Here is a 16,956-nt window from a genome sequence, read left to right on the forward strand (position 1 = left end):
TCGGGTTCCCGCTAAATCGAGCCCATGTCGGTCACCGGCAGGACGAAGGGGACGTTCCCATCGGTATCGGCACCACGGCCGATCGCCTTGATTGCGCTCACCAATCGACCCTTTCGGTCAAGCAGCCTGTCGCCGATTTCGATGATGCGGGCATTGGGCGTGGCATAAGGCGACACGGTTCGAAGCCGCCGTGCAAGCGCCGTTTCATCCTGATCCGGATAGAGCGCAAGTGCGGCAACAACCGCCGCTGCAGGCGACCGGGACACGCCCATCCAGCAATGGATCAGAAGCGGCACGGACTGATCCCATTCCCGGGCAAATTCGATCAGCCGCAGAACATGGGCGTCATCCGGCGCGATCAGCGTATCGTTCCCCTTGAAGGCGATGTCGTTCATCTGAAGCGTCAGATGCCGCTCGGCAGCTATCACGGCTGGGCGATGAAAGGCCTGCTCCTTCGCAATCAGAGTGATCATTTCACGCGCCTTGTGGCGCACGGCCATTTCTCCGATGCGGGAGAGGGGCGAGACGACGATTGCAGTCATGATGAAGCCTTGCGCAGTGCTTCGATGGCCTCGAAGCGTTCGATGAAACGGCGTTGCGCCTCAAGTGCCGGAACCGGATCGATCGCGATCATGTCACGGCTGATGCCGCGCGGCAGGCCGAAGAATTTCTGGGCTTCCGCGAGCGAAAAGCCAGCAAGCTCCGTCGCCTCGAAGAAGGCCGCGACCGTGTCCGCCTTCTTGATGCGGTCTTTCAGCTCTCGTGTGGGGTGAGGCGGCAGCGAAAAGCGCAGGTGGATGGCGGCTTCCAGCCGGGCTTCCACACTCTTGTAGCCGCCGCCGACAACGGATTTGAAAGGAGAGATCATGTCGCCGATCACATATTCCGGCGCATCGTGCAGCAGTGCCATCAGCATATCGTCCGGCGAAGCGGAGGCGTTCAGATGATAGAAAATCGCTTCGACGATGAGACTATGCTGCGCCACAGAGAACGCATGGTCGCCACGCGTCTGCCCGTTCCAACGCGCCACGCGCGCCAGACCATGAGCGATATCGGCAAGTTCGACATCGAGAGGAGAGGGATCGAGAAGGTCGAGACGCCTGCCGGACAGCATGCGTTGCCATGCACGCGGAGCCTTGGAAGGTGCCACCGCTTAATCCTCGGCGCCAGCAAGCGGATCGACGGAAGGAAAGCTCAGGCCGGTCCAGGCCGGCAGAGCGACGGTGACGGTCGTGTCTCCAGCGGTCATCACACTGCCTGATGCCATAGCGTCCGCAACCCGGTCGACACGGATGATGGCAAGGCCTTGGTTGCCGGTGACGGTGCCGAGGGCTCCCATCGGTTTGCCGCCTGCCATGATCTCGTTACCGGAAGGCGGAAGGGCGCTCGCTGCAGAGACAAGGACGACGCGCCGGCGCGCCGTGCCGCGATGTTTCATGCGCGAGACGACTTCCTGTCCGACAAAGCAGCCTTTTCTGAAGGACACACCGTCATTCACATCCATCAGCACATCATGCGGAAAGGCATCCTGAAGCGCGTAGTCGCACCCTGACTCGGCAATTCCGTTGGCGATGCGCAGGGCGTCATAATCAGAAACATCGCCATCGGCGGATTGTCCAGGCACGCGATAGAGCGTTACGCCAGCCTTGGCAAAGCGACCGTCGGTGACACCGTGCTTCGGTGCCTCTTCGTCCCAGTAGACACTGACACCGTCGATGTCTTCGGCTTTGAGATCGACTGCGGCGCGCAGCTTGTACATGGTGAGACGGCGCAGCAGTGCTTCCTGTTGGTCCACACTCGTTTCCAGGCGATAATCCGTCCCGTCGCGCGAAACCAGAAAGTCGAACAGGATCTTCCCCTGCGGAGTCAACAGGGCGCCTGCGCGCGCTTCTGTCGGTCCAAGCAATTCCAGATCTGTCGTGATCAGATTTTGCAGGAAGTCGGACGCGGCTTCGCCGCCGATGCGGATGAAACGACGGGTGGCTAAAAATGCGGAGGACATGGCACTACCGTTCGGCTGGGTTCACCCCACAGCATCGGCTTGAAATCGGGATCGATCTTCGGAAAAGCACGCTGCGTGGCTTTAAAAACTGAGAGCGTCCCCTGTTGGCCCGAAAGCACGAAAAGGGGACGCTCTAGAGTTAGGATTTTTGCTGCGCAAGGGCAAGCGCCTGAGTCTGGTCGGGTGCCCGATCAGTCGCCAGCGCCGAAAAACTTCCACTGTCCGTCGGGTGAGATGCCGATGCGATAGAAGCTGTAATTGCCGTATTCCTGCATGTCCGCCAGATCCCCGGCGGTGATGATGCGTAGCAGGTCCACCTTTTCCGGCTTGGTCAGTGTGGTGAGCGACTTGCCAGCGAAGTAGGGGAAGACATACATCTCGTCCGGCGTGCCGGCATCCACACGGGCGTAGCCGGTGGAGAGCAGGTCGAGGATGATCGCCAGCACTTCCAGGCCTTCCGGATCGCCAGAGAAGCTCTTCAGCGCAGCGATCGGATCGTTTCCTTCGCCGTCAACGCGTGTCTGGTTCGGACCGGCGTTGATCAGTGGGCGCAGCTTTTCGATGTCGCCGGTGGAGGCCGCGTCAATGATCAACTGACGCAGACGACGCACAGGCTCCGGCGCCTTGCTGATATCATGCTCGATCTGTGCGGAAATCTGCGGCGCATCGTTCTGCTCTGGTGCGGCCTGCTGTTGTCCGCCCTGGCGGTTCACCAACGGATCCGGCATCGGAATGCCATCGGGACCCTCGTCGACCTGCGCCGGTTCCGACGCCTTGGGCGCTTCGGATGCCTGGGCCTGTTCGGTCTGGCCGGATGGGCCAGGCTTCAACTCAGAGAGAGCAAAGGCCGAGTGCGGCAGGGCTGTGGCGGAAACCACGACAGAAAAAACAGCAGCAAACGCGGCGGAAGACCGCGCGGTGTCATGACGGAAAAACAGCATCGATAAACTCCCGCTTACTGGATGATCCGCTGCGGGGAAAATTCGCCGGCGAGCATGCGCTGGCGCAGTGATTCGAGCATGGCCTCTGCGCCGGCTTCGCCATGCATGCGAATGGTTTCGCGCATGGCCAAGGCAATAGCGGCATCTGCGATGATCTCCGGCTCGATGCCATCGGCCATACCATCGGCCCAGGCTTCGTTTTGATGTTCCAGAGCGACCTGCATCTTTTCATGCGCGATCATATCGTGGATTTCGTTACGGCTCGTTTGCATATTTCATCCTCGACAGGGCGTTCAAGTCGTTACCACCCTGTTAACAACTCTAACAGTCTTTTATCAAAACGGCACGCCCCACGGCGAAAAGAGGTTAACAATCCTCTAATTTCCGAAGCGGGACGTGATTTCTTGTGCGAGTGTTGCGCCTTCGTTACGGTATTTCTCTTCTGCCAAGAGTGCGGCAGGCGTGCAACTGGTATGGACGGCGGCAAAGGTGCGATATCCGCGGTTGAATGCGGCGGTCATTCGCTGCTTGCGCTGCGGCTCGTTTGCCGTATCCGCCGCCAGAATATCGCCCATCGCCTTGCGCCATTCCTGCGGCCCCGTGGAGGGGCAGAGCGTGCGCAGATATTGCACCGCACCCAGAATTTCCGACAGCCGCGCCAGCTTGTCGTCATAGGGCGCTGGCTTGCTTTCCTGAGGTGGCGGGGCAGGAGGCTGCGGCGGTTTTTGGCTGGCAGCATAGGAGGAAACGGGCATGGCCACGCTCACCAACAGTGCTGACAAAAAACAAATCCGTCGACCCATGACTTTACGCGCAACCCAATATCGACTCGTGACACACCTCGTCCAGATAGCTGTGATTCTACTGTTCATGCAACTGGCCTAAAAGGCGCTCGGCGCATTCGACGACAGTTTCGGGTGCGGGAAGGCGGCGTATTTCCTCCAGTGTAAACCACCCGGCATCGGCCGCATCGTCCGCAGCAAGGGCCGCAGCCTGCTCATCCGCTTCCACCAGGAATACCGAGAGCAGGAAGTGGCTCGTCAGCTGCCCCGCGCTGTCGCGCGACGGCAGATCATAGGTGGCGAAAAGCTTTGGATGACGGGCGACGATACCGGTCTCCTCCTGCAACTCGCGAAGGGCAGTATCCGCCGGTGTCTCGCCAGGCTCGCCGCGGCCGCCCGGAAAGGCGAACATATCCTGCGATGGGGGGTTGATACGACGCACCAGCAACAATCGGTCGCCACGCTTGATGATGGCGGAAGATGCGGGCTGGGGACGAAGCATGCGGTTTCCTTCAAGAATCTGCATCTTATTATGCAGTCAACCTTGCAGGAAACGTGGCGGCATCGTCTCCCGATAGGGAAAATACTGAAAATAAGGCCGCGCCTCATCAATGACCCGCTTGACGGAGAGCCGCGAAACCAGCCGCTCGAAGTAGTCATGGGTGTTTCCAAGGTCATCGTTGAACGGATGAACGATCGACCCGTAGAAGAGCGCCGGGACGGCTGCGCAATCCGCCATCGAAAACGTCGTGCTCGCAACCCATTGGCGGCCTGCGAGGTGTTGCTCGAGAACGCCGTAGGCCTTGTCGATGGTCGCATGCGCCTCTGACACGCCATGCGGGTCAAGAGAACCTTCGGGACGCAGACGTTCCCCAACAATACGTTGCATAGGCTGGTGGATGTAGAGGTCGAAAAACCGGTCCCAGAGCCGCACCTGGAGCTGTTTGTCCGCATCTTGCGGGAGGAGGCCGCAATCACTCGGATAATGGGTATCGATATACTCGATGATGATGCTGCTTTCCGGCAGCGTTACGTTGGATTTCATATCCTGCAGCACCGGCATCTTCCCCATCGGCGATTTCTCGAAGAACGCCGCTCTTGAATCAGAATTGGAGAAATCGACGATAACCGACTCAAAAGATGTGCCGTTTTCGTAAAGCGCCACAAGCACCTTGTGGCAGAAGGACGAGAGGGGATGCATATAGAGCTTCAGGGTCATGTAACCTCTTCTTGAGGTGAAGGAAACTGTGGCTGGATGCTCGGAAGGCTTAAGGAGAATGCACGAAGGTCGTGGTTTTCGCTATGATGCGCCGACGGATTCGAACAGTCCACCGTGATATTGCCGGAAGCAGGTGCAGGAAACAGGCATGAAACTCACCCTCGTTTACGCAATGGCAGCGCTTGCTGAAATTGCCGGCTGCTTCGCCTTTTGGGTGTGGCTGCGCATGGGCAAATCGGTGGCGTGGTTGATACCTGGGATGGTGTCGCTTGCGGCCTTCGCCTGGCTTTTGACGCTTGTGCCGACAGAGGCCGCCGGTCGGGCCTATGCTGCCTATGGCGGGATTTATATCGCGGCGTCTTTGCTATGGCTTTGGATCGTGGAACGTCATGCGCCGGATCGCTGGGATCTGGCGGGCGGCGTGGTTTGCCTGGCTGGCGCCTCGCTCATTCTGTTTGCGCCGAGAGGATAAGCTTATGTGCGGTCGCTTCGTTTTGAAGGCCACGCCGGAAGAGATTGCCGACCATCTCGACCTGATAGGGCTGGAGGACTTTCCGCCGCGTTTCAACATCGCACCGACGCAGCCGATCCTCATCATCGTCGAGGGTGAACGGCAGGAGTTGGGAAGCAATCTGCCCAACCGTCAGGCCATGCTCGTGCGCTGGGGCTTTATGCCGGGTTGGGTGAAAGACCCCAAGACCTTCCCGCTTCTGATCAATGCCCGCTCCGAAACAGCCATCGGCAAGGCCTCCTTCCGCGCTGCCATGCGCCACCGCCGCATCCTCATCCCGGCAAGCGGATTTTACGAATGGAAGCGACCGGCCAAAGAAGATGGCGGGAAGCCGCAGGCCTATTACATCAGACCAAGGCGCGGCGGCATTGTCGCCTTTGCCGGATTGATGGAAACATGGTCCTCTGCCGATGGATCGGAAGTCGATACGGGCGCGATCCTCACCACTGCCGCCAACGCGGCGATGTCGCGTGTCCATGACCGGATGCCGGTGGTGATTGCGCCGGAGGATTTCAGCCGCTGGCTGGATTGCAAGACGCAGGAGCCACGCCAGGTTTCGAGCCTGATGCGGGCAGCGGATGAGGACTTCTTCGAAATGATCCCGGTGTCGGATAAAGTGAACAAGGTCGCCAATGTCGGTCCTGATCTCATCGCACCGGTAGAGGAGGCGGCACCTCTTGCTCCGGTGAAGGAGAAGAGCGGGCAACTGTCGTTGTTTTAACGACGGACCCGCTTATTGCAGATGGCGTCCTGACGTCGAAAATGAAAATGGCGCCCAAAAGCGCCACTTGCAAAGTCGGCAGGCCCCACATTGCCTGCTTAACATGAACGAGATCAGGCAGTCTTTGCCTGCTTGGGTTTGCGCGCCACCATCATGGCGGCAGCTGCCACAGCCTTTAGGCCGAGCGGCTGATAGTGCGCCTTCAAATCCGGCTTTGCCGGCATCTCGATTTTCTTCGTTTCAGTCATTCCACCCTCCGCAGATCGCTCGTCAGGCCTGTGATTCGTCGGCCTTTCTGACAAGCTCTCTCGGGGTCAATCGTGACGAATTCGAGGCGGATTCACTCAATTGAAAATTGCAGACTGCGACATTTCGTGTTCGGGATGGCCTGAAAATAGACACACGTTAAACCAGCCGTTGTCACGACAGGAATGATCCCGTTTCGTCAAAAATCAGATGCCGCGGTCGAGACCGTCGCCGCTGTCACCATGGTCATGCTCTTCGATCGTCAACGTTCCATAGCGCTTGTGCCAGATACGAGCACTGAAGGGCAGGAAGGTCAAATAAGCCAGAACCGTGAGGATCAGGACTTCCCAGGTGAAGCTCATCAAGAGCGCCACATAGAGCACCACGATCAAAATGGCTGGAAGCACGAGATCGCGGCGGATACGGCTTTCCGATTTACCCGACCAGACGGGCAGGCGGCTGATCAGCAGATAACCGATCAGCACCGTGTAGGCGGCAGCGATGTGAGCGAATGTCCTGCTCGGCTCGACGCCGATGAAACCGATATAGACGGGAAGCAGTACCAGCATCGCACCCATGGGTGCGGGGACGCCGACAAAAAACTCGTTCTGCCAGGGCGCCTTGACCTCGCGCTCGATCATCACATTGAAGCGCGCCAGGCGCAGCCCGGCGGCGATGACGTAGATGAGGGCTGCAATCCAGCCAAGCGAGCGGGCCTGATCAAGGAGATAGGCGTAGACGACGAGGGCAGGGGCAACGCCGAAATTGACGATATCGGCCAGCGAGTCCATCTGCGCGCCGAACTTGGACGTCGCCTTCATCATGCGTGCCAGGCGTCCGTCGATGCCATCGAGGAAGGCGGCGAGCAGCACCATGGCAACTGCGAGCTCGAAGCGGCCCTCGAAGGCAAGGCGAACGCCGCTGAGGCCAGCGCAGATCGCAAGCACGGTGACAAGGTTTGGGATGACGAGACGAAGTGGAATTTCGCGAAGCCTCGGGCCTCGCCCACTATCCTGACTGACCTCGTGCTTACCGTTGATGCCTGGCTGTGGCGCTGGCTCGTCCATCGAACGCTCTCCCTGATGTGTCATCAGCCGCGGCGGCTGATGACGGCTCCCTTGGCAGAGCCGAATTCGGCGAGAACGGTTTCACCGGCAATCGCCGTCTGACCGACGGACACCCGCGGAGAGAAACCTTCCGGCAGGAAAATATCAAGGCGAGAACCGAAACGAATGAGACCGAAGCGCTCACCGGCATCGACCGGTTCGTTCGGCTTGACCCAGCAGACGATGCGACGCGCGACCATGCCGGCAATCTGCACGACGCCGACGCGGCCATGCGCGGTTTCAATCACGAGACCGTTGCGCTCATTGTCCTCGGATGCCTTGTCGAGATCGGCATTGAGGAAGAGGCCCGGGCGATAGGCGACATTGACGATGCGTCCACGCACCGGCGAGCGGTTCACGTGGCAGTTGAACACGTTCATGAACACCGAAACGCGCACCATCGGCTCTTTGCCGAGTTCCAGTTCCAGTGGCGGAACCACAGTCTGGATCGCCGATACCGTGCCATCGGCCGGGCTGATGATCAGCTCATCATCCTGAGGCGTGACGCGTTCAGGATCGCGGAAGAAGTAGGCGCACCAGGCGGTCAGAACCATGCCGATCCAGAACAGAGGTTCGGCGATCCAGCCGAGCACCAGCGATGCCACGAAGAAGGCGGCGACAAAAATGTAGCCTTCCTTGTGGATCGGAACGAGGGTGTTACGAATGGTATCGAACAGGTTCATTGGTCTTTCTTCTCCGAAGTTTCTTTACCGGCCTTTGCGATATGCGCCACGAAGGGCGCTCCCACTGGGACCTCGATTTGCCTGCACGCCCGAGGGCGAAAACTTGGCTCGTTCCTGCAAGACATGCACCATATAGTCGTTTCTCGACAATATTCACGTCTCAAGGCGACAAAACACGCATAGGTGACTACAGGCAAACCGCGTCACGAGCAATGGTGCGCAGCGGCTGGGCCGGTTTATACCGAGGTCAATGCGCGGGTTCGCCGCGATCCACGACGCCAAGATCGTCCTTCTCGCGAACTTCCCGCAGCCGTTCCTCGGCCTGGATCGCTTCGCGCTGACGGCTCCACATCGAGGCGTAGAGACCACCGGCCAGCATCAGGGACGAGTGGGTGCCCCGCTCGGCGATGTTTCCATCCTTCAGAACGATGATCTCATCTGCACCGATGACGGTGGAGAGGCGGTGAGCGATCACCAGCGTGGTACGGTTTTGCGAGACCACATCCAGCGCGCTTTGAATTTCCTGTTCCGTATGGGTATCGAGCGCCGATGTCGCCTCGTCGAGGATGAGGATGGGCGGAGCCTTCAGAATGGTGCGAGCAATCGCAACACGCTGTTTCTCGCCGCCGGAAAGCTTCAGGCCGCGCTCGCCGACCATGGTCTGAAAGCCGTCGGGCAACTTGCTGATGAAGCCGCTGATCTGCGCCGCATTGGCGGCAGCCGTGACATCGGCGTCGGGTGCGTCGGGCCGGCCGTAGCGAATGTTGTAGGCCAGCGTGTCGTTGAACAGCACCGTGTCCTGCGGGACCATGCCGACCACCGCGCGAAGGCTCTTCTGCGTCACGTCGCGAATGTCCTGGCCATCAACGGTGATCGAACCGCCTTGGATATCGTAGAAGCGATAGAGCAGGCGAGAGATCGTCGATTTGCCCGCTCCGGACGGTCCGACGATCGCGATCGTCTTACCCGCCGGCACATCGAAGGAGATGCCCTTGAGGATCGGACGCTCGGGATCGTAGGAAAACTGCACGTCCTTAAAGCTGACAGCGCCCGCACCGATTTGGAGCGGCTTGGCATCCGGTGCATCCACCACTTCAGCCTCGACTTCCAGAAGATCGAACATTTGCTCGATATCCGTCAGCCCCTGGCGGATTTCGCGATAGACGAAGCCAATGAAGTTGAGCGGCACGGAAAGCTGGAGAAGAAGCGCGTTGATGAAGACGAAGTCGCCGATGGTCTGTTCGCCGCGCTGAACCGCAAGCGCCGACATCACCATCATGACGAGCGAACCGAGGCCGAAGATCACACCCTGGCCGAAGTTGAGCCAGCCGAGCGACGTCCAAATGGCGACGGCGGATTTCTCATAGCGCGCCATGGAGGCATCGAAGCGCTGGGCTTCCATGCCCTCATTGCCGAAATATTTTACCGTTTCGAAGTTGAGAAGCGAGTCAATCGCCTTGGTGTTGGCGTCGGTATCGCTATCATTCATCGACCGGCGGATGGAAATGCGCCAATTGCTGGCTTTGACCGTAAACCAGATATAGGCCCAGACGGTCACGACGGTGACGAAGACATACCAGAAGCCGTAGGACACCCAGAAAATCGCCGCCGTCAGCAGGAATTCGATGAATGTCGGGGCGGTGTTGAGGATGGTGAAACGGACGATGGTTTCGATGCCCTTCGTGCCACGCTCGATGATGCGCGAAAGGCCGCCCGTCTTGCGCTCGAGATGAAAGCGCAGCGATAGCTGGTGCATGTGCACGAATGTCTTGTAGGCAAGCTGGCGCACCGCGTGCTGACCAACGCTGGCAAAGAGTGAATCCCGAAGCTGGTTGAAGCCGATCTGGATGATGCGGGTGATGTTATAGGCGATGACCAGCGCAACCGCACCCAGCAGGAAGACGGGCAGCAGCCCTGCCATATCGACCTTGCCATTCAGTGCATCGGTCGCCCATTTGAAGAAATAGGGAACGGAGATCAGCACCAGCTTGGCAACGAGCAGGAAGAAGGTTGCCCAGACCACCCGCATCTTCAGATCGGGTCTGCCCTCCGGCCACATATAGGGCCACAGGTTGACAATGGTCTGCATCGGATTGCTGGAATCCGCTGAAATCGTCTTCTTCTTGTCGGCCATGCTCTGCTCCGGCGTCTGCCGGGATGCAGACAGCAAGACGGCGGCCCTGATGAGCCGCCGTTGTCTAAATTAGATAGTACCCTCACAGGGCATTTGCAATGCCTTGGGTCCTATTCCTACCGCGTCTTCAACCGGTTGCGGTGGATCTCTTCAGCATTTGGCAGCGCGTTTTCCGGCACGTCGAAAATCTGGCCTGGCTCGATCAGATCCGGGTTCTGGATTTGCTGCTGATTGGCAAGGTAGATGGTGGTGTAACGCACGCCCTGACCATAGACGCGGCGCGAAATCTGCCACAGCGTATCGCCGCGACGAATGATCACCGCGCTGTCGCTATGCGCAAGCGGCGCCTGTTCGAAGGTCTTTGTGCCGGACGCATCGGTAGCCGGAGTGCCAGCATTCGCCGGCGCAGATGTTGTAGGGGCTGCTGCATTTAGCTCCTCAAAACGAGCTGTGAGGCCTGAAATTGCCTTACCGACAGCCGCGACATCGCTTGGCAGCGCTTCAACGAGCGAGAGTAGGGAACGCGCCTTGTGAGAGATGCCGGCAACGAATGCGGTAAAGGCCGGGTCGGCAGAAGCCGCAGTGCGAAACTCCGAAAGCGAGCGGAGCGCGATAACCGTTGCAGACTTTGCCGCCGCGACCTCGTCCAGCGTCGGTGTCCTGCCTTCCTTAAAGAGACCGGACAGGATACCAAAGGCCTTCGACACTTCCGTGCGCAGCGCTTCGAACGCAGCCTGATCGGTGACCGCGGCCGGAGCCTTGCCGGATGCCGTCGCGTTCTGCTGGGCGGCAGGTGCGCCGGATGGCTGCATGGCAACCGTGGCCTGATCCGTCTCCGGGCGGGAGAACGGTACGCGCACACGCACCGTCACCTTGCCGGACGCATCGAGCGCTTCCGCCGTGATGATGTGGCTGCCGACCGAAAGCTGGATGTCGCCTTCAACAACAAAGCTGCCGGAGGCTTCTGCCTTGCTTTCGCCAACACGGGTATCGTCCACCAGGGCGCGGATCGTCGTGCCCGCGGGCGCAGAGCCGGCGATATAAATTTTCGAGCCATCGAACTCGACGGCGGTGACGCGCACGGACGCAGTTTCAGGTGCGGCATTGGCCGGCGCTGCATTGCCGCTCTGCGCGGCGTTCGCAGGCGTTTGTGTGCCGTCTGCGGCCGGTGGTGTGACCTGCGCTTGCAGGGCAGGCGGAGCGGCTTCCGGCATGGTCAGAACGCGGCTGGCCTTGCCAGGCGTCGTGACCATGGCAAGCAGATCGCCGTTCTTCTGGGCGGGGACCGATACGGTCGCCACTTCACTGGACTCGGAGACTTTGCCGTCCTTTCCGGTTGCGCGCAGCACCAGTTCATGGTCGCCGGGGGGGAGTGGATTGTCGAGAACGGCTGCGAAATCGCCGCTGCCCTCAACCGGTGTCTTGGCGATAACCTCACCCTTGTTGACGATTTCAAGCTGCGAACCCGGTTGCGCCTTGCCGGCAATCACCGCCGAACCATCCGGCTCGACGCGCAAAACGTCGAATGTCGGAAGCTGGGCCGCATCGCCCGTGGTTGCCGGTGCCGATGGTGTTGCGGGCTGTGCAGGCGTCTGGGCCTGCTGAGGGGCGGCGGCAGGCACCTCTGTCCGAGGAGCGCCATCATCCGTGCCGGCGAACACGCCAGCAAGACGGCGGACTTGAGCTGCGGCCGCTGCGGCATCTGTCGGCAAGCTGCGAAGATAGGCCGTGGTCCGCTCGGCTGCCGTACGCGCAGTCGTGATCAGACGCGAGGTGGTTTCATCAAGCGATTCCGGAATGTCGATGTTTTCCAACTCGCGAAGCGAGTCTTCGACCTGCTTGCGGGCGGCAGCAAACTCTTCATTGGATGGCACCTTGCTGTCGGCAAAGAGGTTGCTCATGTCCTTGATGGACTTGTTGGCGGATTCCGCCAGGCGGCCAACCTTTTCGGCAATATTGGTCGTGTCCTTGGCGGCATCCGACAGAAGATCGCCCGCCTTTTCACTGCCCATCTCAACGCTGTTCTTGACGGCATTGCTGGCTTCGTTGATGGCGTCACCGATCGGCTTGTCATCACCGGACATGCGAGGAAGAACGAAGAAGACCATGAGCAGCGTGGCAATGCCGAGCACGACAAGCGCCAACAATCCAGCTCTTTTATTTTTCATTATGTGTCTCCAGATCATTCTTCGCAATATTATCGTGGATTGCTAGCGTTTTAGCGCTTTTCATACAAGCGTCACCTCCGCCAAAGCGCCGCGTTTGTCGTGTCTTCCCCCAAAATTTCTTGACGGAATCGACCCTGCGTAGTTCGGTGCCGGCTATGACACATGAAAACCATTCGATTCGATCCATCTGCGTCTATTGCGGCTCTCAGCCGGGGCGCGATCCCGCCTATATGGAAGCAGGCCGCAACCTTGGGAAATCCCTTGCCGAAAACGGCATTCGCCTCGTCTATGGTGGCGGCACCAAGGGCATCATGGGTGCGGTCGCGAGCGGCGTTCTATCAAGCGGCGGCGAAGTAACGGGCATCATACCCGAGTTTCTCGTGGATATGGAAGCGACACGCCATTCTCTTGGCCAATTGAACGAACTTGTGATCACCAAGGACATGCATGAGCGCAAGCACATGATGTTCGAGCGCGCGGATGCCTTCGTCACTTTGCCCGGCGGTATCGGCACCGTGGAAGAGATCGTCGAGATCATGACCTGGGCGCAGCTTGGTCGTCACGCCAAGCCCATGGTTTTTGCCAATATCAACGGTTTCTGGGACCCTATGCTGGAGCTGATCCGCCATATGCGCGACCAGGGCTTCATCCACCGCGCTCATTTGCTAAACCCGCTAGTGATCGACCGGATCGACGATATCGTACCAGCCATCATCGAGCGTGCCGTGTCACAGCAAAATCCGGAAGGCGACCCTTCGGTGATTGCGAAGCTTTAAAGCTTAAAGCTGCCGGTCATCCGGCAGCTCTGCCTTTCATCAGGCTCGGTAGGGTATAGACCGCCAGTGCCGCCCAGATCATCGTAAAGGCGATCATGCGCACCATGTCGAAGGGTTCCTTGAAGACGAAAACCGCGATGACGAAGATCATCGATGGTGCGATATACTGCATGATGCCGATGGTGGAGAGCTTCAAGAGCTTGGCGCCATTGCCATAGAAGATCAGAGGAACGGCGGTGATGAGTCCGCTTGCCGCCAGAAGCCAGCTATCCTGGGCTGTGCCCGTGAAAAAATGTCCTTCCCCGGTGAAGGCCAGATAGACGATGAAGGCAAGAGCGGGGGGAGTCAGCAGCAGTACCTCCAAGAGGAAGCCCTGTGTCGGCCCGATCGGCAGCGTCTTGCGGAAGAAGGCGTAAAAGCCCCAGGATACGGTCAGCGCGAGCGCCACCCACGGCAGGCCACCGGCGTTCCATGTCAAAAGCGCCACGGCAATCGCAACCAGCGAAATGGCTGCGATCTGCATGCGACTGAGCTTCTCCTTCAGGATCAAGGCGCCGAGAAGAATGCTGAAGAGCGGATTGATGAAGTAGCCGAGCGCTGCATCCAGCGCATGACCCGAGCCAATAGCCCAGATGTAGATGCCCCAGTTGACGCTGATCAGCGATGCGGTGAGGCAGGCCATGGCGAGCATGCGAGGCGTGGTCAGCGCCTGACGGATTTCGGCGGTTCGACCGAGAACGATCAGCACGATGGCTGCAATCGGCACCGACCAGACGACGCGGTGAACGATGACCTCGAGCGGCGAGATATGCGCCACGGCCTTCATGTAGAAGGGCAGGAAACCCCACAGAAGATAGGCCGTCAGTGCGTAGACGAAGCCACGGACGCTATCGCCCGCCTGGGGAGCCTGAATGGTGGGGTTCATTGCCATGGGAATACTGCCAATATGATCGGGGTCTCTTCGCAGTATTCCCCTTTGGCGTGATGTACCAATTCATTTCCGTGAAGCTTTGGTTAGAAAAGCTGCAAATGCTCAAACAGTAAGCCTATGCGAGATGAATCAGTCTGCGAGGTGATCGCCGTAAGAAGCTGAAACACCTCCGAATTTTGCTCAATTTTATCGCCGTCGCGTGACGCTCAAGGCTGAACATCAAGCGACGGCAGGGCTGGTCTCACTTTCCAGCGAAGCGATCTGTTGCCCGGATGAGTTGATCGAGAATACCGGGCTCGGTCATCGCGTGACCTGCGGCTTCGATGATGTGGAGGTCGGCCTTCGGCCACGCCTTGGACAAGTCCCACGCCGTCTTTGCCGGGCAGGGCATATCATAGCGACCGTGCACTATGACGCCCGGAATGTCTTTCAGCTTGTAGGCATCGCGCAGCAACTGTCCGTCGTCGAGCCAGCCGGCATTGACGAAGAAGTGGGTTTCGATGCGGGCAAAGGCGATGGCGTAGTGATCTTCGCCGAATTGATCCACGCGTGCCGGATCGGTCACCAGCGCGATCGTCGCACCTTCCCATTGGCTCCACGCCTTGGCACATTCCAGCTTCTTCTTTTCGTCCGTACCAGTGAGATAGCGATAATAGCTCGCCATCATCTGCCCGCGATCCGCCTCGGGGATAGGCGCGATAAAGGTTTCCCAGCGCTCGGGATACATTTCCGAAACGCCAAACTGGTAGTACCAGTCCAGTTCCCGCTTGGTCAGCAGATAGATGCCGCGCACGATCAACTCGCTGACATGCTCGGGATGGGTCTCGGCATAGGCGAGTGCAAGCGTCGAACCCCAGGAGCCACCGAAGACCTGCCATTTGTCATAGCCGAATTTCTGGCGCAGCTTATCGATGTCCGCGACCAGGTGCCAGGTTGTATTGGCTTCGAGGCTCGCATGCGGCGTCGAGCGTCCGCAGCCGCGCTGGTCGAACAACACCACGTCATAGAGAGCGGGATCGAAGACGCGGCGCTGCGTCGGGTTGACGCCACCGCCTGGGCCACCATGCAGGAAGACCGCAGGCTTGCCGCCTTTGGTGCCGACGCGCTCCCAGTAAATCGTGTGGCCATCGCCGACATCGAGAAAGCCGGTCTCATAGGGTTCGATCTCCGGATAGAGGCCACGCAGTATTTCAGTCATGGAATTCAGTCCTTGATGCTATGCCTTGTTTGCTTCGTCTTCGGGCGGCCAGACCGCGGTGTCGTGGTCTGGATGCTGATAGGATATGATCGTGCTTTCGTCGACGCTCTGCTTGATCTCCGGCTTGTCGAACAGCGCCTTGATCCATGGCATCTGCATATGCGCATTGACCTGCACCTGTGGCTCGATCTGATCGGGATGATCGAAGGCGCCAATGGCGATCTCGACGCCCCCCGGATAATGATAGGTCAGCGGTGTGCCGCACTTGTTGCAGAAGCCGCGATGGATCTTGGTGGAGGAGCGAAAAAGGCTGGGCTGGCCGCGGGTCCATGTGAGGTGCGCCTGATCAGCCGTGACGAGCGCGCCGAAGAAATTGCCGAAATGCTTCTGGCACATGCGGCAATGGCAAATCGACGGCCGGCCAAGCTTGCCCGCATGAAAGCGAACTGCCCCGCACTGGCACCCACCTGAATATCCTGCCTCGCTCATCAACCCTTCTCCTCTGGCCACTCCACCGTGTCGTGATCCGGATGCTGATAGGATACAAGGCCGGCGATGAAACTTGCAGACGTCAAATCCGCCTCGGTTTCTTCTTCCGGAAGAGTGTGAAGATGATCGACAAAGCCGATCTTGTTCTCGACGCCCCATTGGATGACGGGCGGTAGCGCCGCTGGATCATCGAAGGCACCCGCCGCAATCGCCATACCATCCGGCGCCTCATAGGTCAGCGGCGTCCCGCAGTCAGCACAAAAACCCCGCCTCACATGGTTGGAGGATTGGAACCGCTTCGGCTCACCGCGCGTCCATTCAAACTTTGCGCCTCGCACGGACACGAGTGGCGCATAATACGCTCCAAACGCCTTCTGGCACATGCGACAATGGCAGATCGAACTATCCTTCAAAATGCCTTCTGCTCGAAACCGTATCGCGCCGCATTGGCATCCGCCGGTGTGAGTGGTCATGATGGCTCCTTTGGTATCGATCGCAGGATGTTGAGGCAGACATCGTCTATCTGGTGGAGGACGTCATCGTTCCAGAAGCGGATGATGGTCCAGCCGTTTTGCTGGAGAGTTTCGGTTCTCTGCTGGTCATAATGAATTACCGCGTCATCGGCGTGCTGCGAGCCGTCGATCTCGATGATGAGTTTGTGCTCAGGGCATGCGAAATCGACGATGTAGCCGAGGATGGGTAGTTGTCTTCTGAAGCCGAGGCCGTCCAGCCTGTGAGCGCGCAGGCAGTTCCAGAGTTTTAACTCCGCATCCGTCAGCGCCTTTCGCATGCGCCGGGCATGTGTGCGGTGCTGTGGCTTGACGTCGTGGTGCGGCATGGGTGGCTCGTTGCGCTGAGAGTAACGAGAGGGTGGTGCAGTGGTCGAGAAAGATCAACAGAGAGCTGGAAATTTCTCGTAGCGCGAAGCGAGGCACCCCCCTCTGTCCTGCCGGACATCTCCCCCTCAAGGGGGGAGATCAGCTAGGCGCGACGTCTTAATTCAAGTTTGATGTCAGTGATGGGCGCAACAGCGCCACGAGTCGATCTCC

Annotated in this window: 21 protein-coding genes; 3 read left to right on the forward strand and 18 right to left on the reverse strand. The window is 59.1% G+C overall.

The features are described from left to right. Positions 1-11 precede the first annotated feature (11 nt). From ACTJKV_RS08595 to ACTJKV_RS08630, 8 genes are all read right to left on the reverse strand, one after another. Complete coding sequence (locus tag ACTJKV_RS08595; RefSeq protein WP_112359584.1) at positions 12-542, reverse strand: tyrosine phosphatase family protein; 531 nt, start codon at positions 540-542, stop codon at positions 12-14. Further along, complete coding sequence (locus ACTJKV_RS08600) at positions 539-1,150, reverse strand: HD domain-containing protein (protein WP_112359585.1); 612 nt, start codon at positions 1,148-1,150, stop codon at positions 539-541. Before ACTJKV_RS08600 ends, ACTJKV_RS08595 begins: the two co-directional genes overlap by 4 nt. A 3-nt stretch (positions 1,151-1,153) precedes the next feature. Then, the gene (gene ygfZ / locus ACTJKV_RS08605) at positions 1,154-2,002 is read right to left on the reverse strand and encodes a CAF17-like 4Fe-4S cluster assembly/insertion protein YgfZ (protein WP_274103782.1); all 849 of its coding nucleotides are present in this window, start codon (positions 2,000-2,002) and stop codon (positions 1,154-1,156) included. A gap of 191 nt (positions 2,003-2,193) precedes the next feature. Next, positions 2,194-2,943: a hypothetical protein gene (locus tag ACTJKV_RS08610; protein WP_274103781.1), complete on the reverse strand. Its 750-nt coding sequence runs from the start codon at positions 2,941-2,943 to the stop codon at positions 2,194-2,196. A 14-nt stretch (positions 2,944-2,957) separates the two neighbouring features. Beyond that, positions 2,958-3,215 carry a hypothetical protein gene (locus ACTJKV_RS08615; RefSeq protein ID WP_062425653.1) on the reverse strand — a complete coding sequence of 86 codons (258 nt, stop codon included), beginning with the start codon at positions 3,213-3,215 and terminating at the stop codon, positions 2,958-2,960. Positions 3,216-3,320: 105 nt separating this feature from the next. After that, on the reverse strand, positions 3,321-3,746 hold the full coding sequence (locus tag ACTJKV_RS08620; protein ID WP_274103780.1) for a TIGR02301 family protein: 426 nt from the start codon (positions 3,744-3,746) through the stop codon (positions 3,321-3,323). A gap of 58 nt (positions 3,747-3,804) precedes the next feature. After that, a complete protein-coding gene (locus ACTJKV_RS08625) occupies positions 3,805-4,227 on the reverse strand; it encodes an NUDIX hydrolase (protein WP_274103779.1) in 423 nt (140 codons plus the stop codon). A gap of 36 nt (positions 4,228-4,263) precedes the next feature. Next, positions 4,264-4,944: a glutathione S-transferase family protein gene (locus ACTJKV_RS08630; RefSeq protein ID WP_440598610.1), complete on the reverse strand. Its 681-nt coding sequence runs from the start codon at positions 4,942-4,944 to the stop codon at positions 4,264-4,266. Between the two features lie 148 nt (positions 4,945-5,092). Between ACTJKV_RS08630 and ACTJKV_RS08635 the strand changes: the two genes are divergently transcribed. Together ACTJKV_RS08635 and ACTJKV_RS08640 are read left to right on the forward strand one after the other, a co-directional pair. Beyond that, complete coding sequence (locus tag ACTJKV_RS08635) at positions 5,093-5,416, forward strand: YnfA family protein (protein ID WP_274103777.1); 324 nt, start codon at positions 5,093-5,095, stop codon at positions 5,414-5,416. A 4-nt stretch (positions 5,417-5,420) separates the two neighbouring features. Then, positions 5,421-6,176 (forward strand): SOS response-associated peptidase, encoded by a 756-nt coding sequence (locus tag ACTJKV_RS08640; RefSeq protein WP_274103776.1) that lies wholly within the window; start codon positions 5,421-5,423, stop codon positions 6,174-6,176. Between the two features lie 113 nt (positions 6,177-6,289). Here ACTJKV_RS08640 and ACTJKV_RS08645 read toward each other — a convergent pair whose 3' ends face one another. The 5 genes from ACTJKV_RS08645 to ACTJKV_RS08665 all read right to left on the reverse strand — a co-directional run bounded on the left by ACTJKV_RS08645 (position 6,290) and on the right by ACTJKV_RS08665 (position 12,513). Continuing rightward, positions 6,290-6,424: a hypothetical protein gene (locus ACTJKV_RS08645; protein WP_272865808.1), complete on the reverse strand. Its 135-nt coding sequence runs from the start codon at positions 6,422-6,424 to the stop codon at positions 6,290-6,292. 204 nt (positions 6,425-6,628) lie between these two features. Then, positions 6,629-7,489, reverse strand: coding sequence for a CDP-diacylglycerol--serine O-phosphatidyltransferase (pssA, locus tag ACTJKV_RS08650; protein WP_116494047.1), 861 nt, complete (start codon positions 7,487-7,489; stop codon positions 6,629-6,631). Positions 7,490-7,512: 23 nt separating this feature from the next. Further along, entirely contained in the window at positions 7,513-8,211 is a 699-nt protein-coding gene (locus ACTJKV_RS08655; protein ID WP_062437972.1) for a phosphatidylserine decarboxylase, read from the reverse strand. A gap of 247 nt (positions 8,212-8,458) precedes the next feature. Next, positions 8,459-10,345 (reverse strand): ABCB family ABC transporter ATP-binding protein/permease, encoded by a 1,887-nt coding sequence (locus tag ACTJKV_RS08660; RefSeq protein WP_274103775.1) that lies wholly within the window; start codon positions 10,343-10,345, stop codon positions 8,459-8,461. Between the two features lie 116 nt (positions 10,346-10,461). Next, positions 10,462-12,513, reverse strand: coding sequence for a LysM peptidoglycan-binding domain-containing protein (locus ACTJKV_RS08665; protein WP_274103774.1), 2,052 nt, complete (start codon positions 12,511-12,513; stop codon positions 10,462-10,464). A gap of 155 nt (positions 12,514-12,668) precedes the next feature. On the opposite strand from ACTJKV_RS08665, the gene ACTJKV_RS08670 reads away from it, so the two are divergent. Then, a complete protein-coding gene (locus tag ACTJKV_RS08670) occupies positions 12,669-13,289 on the forward strand; it encodes a TIGR00730 family Rossman fold protein (protein WP_112519243.1) in 621 nt (206 codons plus the stop codon). 16 nt (positions 13,290-13,305) lie between these two features. On the opposite strand, the gene rarD is transcribed toward ACTJKV_RS08670, so the two are convergent. The 5 genes from rarD to ACTJKV_RS08695 form a co-directional block, all read right to left on the reverse strand. Beyond that, complete coding sequence (rarD, locus tag ACTJKV_RS08675; protein ID WP_112952340.1) at positions 13,306-14,220, reverse strand: EamA family transporter RarD; 915 nt, start codon at positions 14,218-14,220, stop codon at positions 13,306-13,308. 241 nt (positions 14,221-14,461) lie between these two features. Then, positions 14,462-15,418, reverse strand: coding sequence for a prolyl aminopeptidase (pip, locus tag ACTJKV_RS08680; protein WP_274103773.1), 957 nt, complete (start codon positions 15,416-15,418; stop codon positions 14,462-14,464). 18 nt (positions 15,419-15,436) lie between these two features. Further along, positions 15,437-15,907 (reverse strand): GFA family protein, encoded by a 471-nt coding sequence (locus ACTJKV_RS08685; protein WP_062437963.1) that lies wholly within the window; start codon positions 15,905-15,907, stop codon positions 15,437-15,439. After that, positions 15,907-16,380: a GFA family protein gene (locus ACTJKV_RS08690; protein WP_274103772.1), complete on the reverse strand. Its 474-nt coding sequence runs from the start codon at positions 16,378-16,380 to the stop codon at positions 15,907-15,909. The genes ACTJKV_RS08685 and ACTJKV_RS08690 overlap by 1 nt, the downstream gene beginning before the upstream one ends. Further along, positions 16,377-16,745: an endonuclease domain-containing protein gene (locus tag ACTJKV_RS08695; RefSeq protein ID WP_274103771.1), complete on the reverse strand. Its 369-nt coding sequence runs from the start codon at positions 16,743-16,745 to the stop codon at positions 16,377-16,379. The genes ACTJKV_RS08690 and ACTJKV_RS08695 overlap by 4 nt, the downstream gene beginning before the upstream one ends. Positions 16,746-16,956: the final 211 nt, after the last annotated feature.

Origin of the sequence: Agrobacterium sp. 22117 (assembly GCF_052045735.1) — a bacterium.
Lineage (GTDB): Bacteria > Pseudomonadota > Alphaproteobacteria > Rhizobiales > Rhizobiaceae > Agrobacterium > Agrobacterium cavarae.

Coding starts and splice junctions, on each gene's coding strand:
- ACTJKV_RS08610 (WP_274103781.1), bottom strand. CDS start 2,943: ATGCTGTTTTTCCGTCATGACACCGCGCGGTCTTCCGCCGCGTTTGCT.
- ACTJKV_RS08670 (WP_112519243.1), top strand. CDS start 12,669: ATGACACATGAAAACCATTCGATTCGATCCATCTGCGTCTATTGCGGC.
- ACTJKV_RS08695 (WP_274103771.1), bottom strand. CDS start 16,745: ATGCCGCACCACGACGTCAAGCCACAGCACCGCACACATGCCCGGCGC.
- ygfZ (WP_274103782.1), bottom strand. CDS start 2,002: ATGTCCTCCGCATTTTTAGCCACCCGTCGTTTCATCCGCATCGGCGGC.
- ACTJKV_RS08690 (WP_274103772.1), bottom strand. CDS start 16,380: ATGACCACTCACACCGGCGGATGCCAATGCGGCGCGATACGGTTTCGA.
- ACTJKV_RS08660 (WP_274103775.1), bottom strand. CDS start 10,345: ATGGCCGACAAGAAGAAGACGATTTCAGCGGATTCCAGCAATCCGATG.
- ACTJKV_RS08635 (WP_274103777.1), top strand. CDS start 5,093: ATGAAACTCACCCTCGTTTACGCAATGGCAGCGCTTGCTGAAATTGCC.
- rarD (WP_112952340.1), bottom strand. CDS start 14,220: ATGGCAATGAACCCCACCATTCAGGCTCCCCAGGCGGGCGATAGCGTC.
- ACTJKV_RS08615 (WP_062425653.1), bottom strand. CDS start 3,215: ATGCAAACGAGCCGTAACGAAATCCACGATATGATCGCGCATGAAAAG.
- ACTJKV_RS08640 (WP_274103776.1), top strand. CDS start 5,421: ATGTGCGGTCGCTTCGTTTTGAAGGCCACGCCGGAAGAGATTGCCGAC.
- ACTJKV_RS08595 (WP_112359584.1), bottom strand. CDS start 542: ATGACTGCAATCGTCGTCTCGCCCCTCTCCCGCATCGGAGAAATGGCC.
- ACTJKV_RS08620 (WP_274103780.1), bottom strand. CDS start 3,746: ATGGGTCGACGGATTTGTTTTTTGTCAGCACTGTTGGTGAGCGTGGCC.
- ACTJKV_RS08685 (WP_062437963.1), bottom strand. CDS start 15,907: ATGAGCGAGGCAGGATATTCAGGTGGGTGCCAGTGCGGGGCAGTTCGC.
- ACTJKV_RS08665 (WP_274103774.1), bottom strand. CDS start 12,513: ATGAAAAATAAAAGAGCTGGATTGTTGGCGCTTGTCGTGCTCGGCATT.
- ACTJKV_RS08625 (WP_274103779.1), bottom strand. CDS start 4,227: ATGCTTCGTCCCCAGCCCGCATCTTCCGCCATCATCAAGCGTGGCGAC.
- pssA (WP_116494047.1), bottom strand. CDS start 7,489: ATGGACGAGCCAGCGCCACAGCCAGGCATCAACGGTAAGCACGAGGTC.
- ACTJKV_RS08645 (WP_272865808.1), bottom strand. CDS start 6,424: ATGACTGAAACGAAGAAAATCGAGATGCCGGCAAAGCCGGATTTGAAG.
- ACTJKV_RS08630 (WP_440598610.1), bottom strand. CDS start 4,944: ATGACCCTGAAGCTCTATATGCATCCCCTCTCGTCCTTCTGCCACAAG.
- pip (WP_274103773.1), bottom strand. CDS start 15,418: ATGACTGAAATACTGCGTGGCCTCTATCCGGAGATCGAACCCTATGAG.
- ACTJKV_RS08655 (WP_062437972.1), bottom strand. CDS start 8,211: ATGAACCTGTTCGATACCATTCGTAACACCCTCGTTCCGATCCACAAG.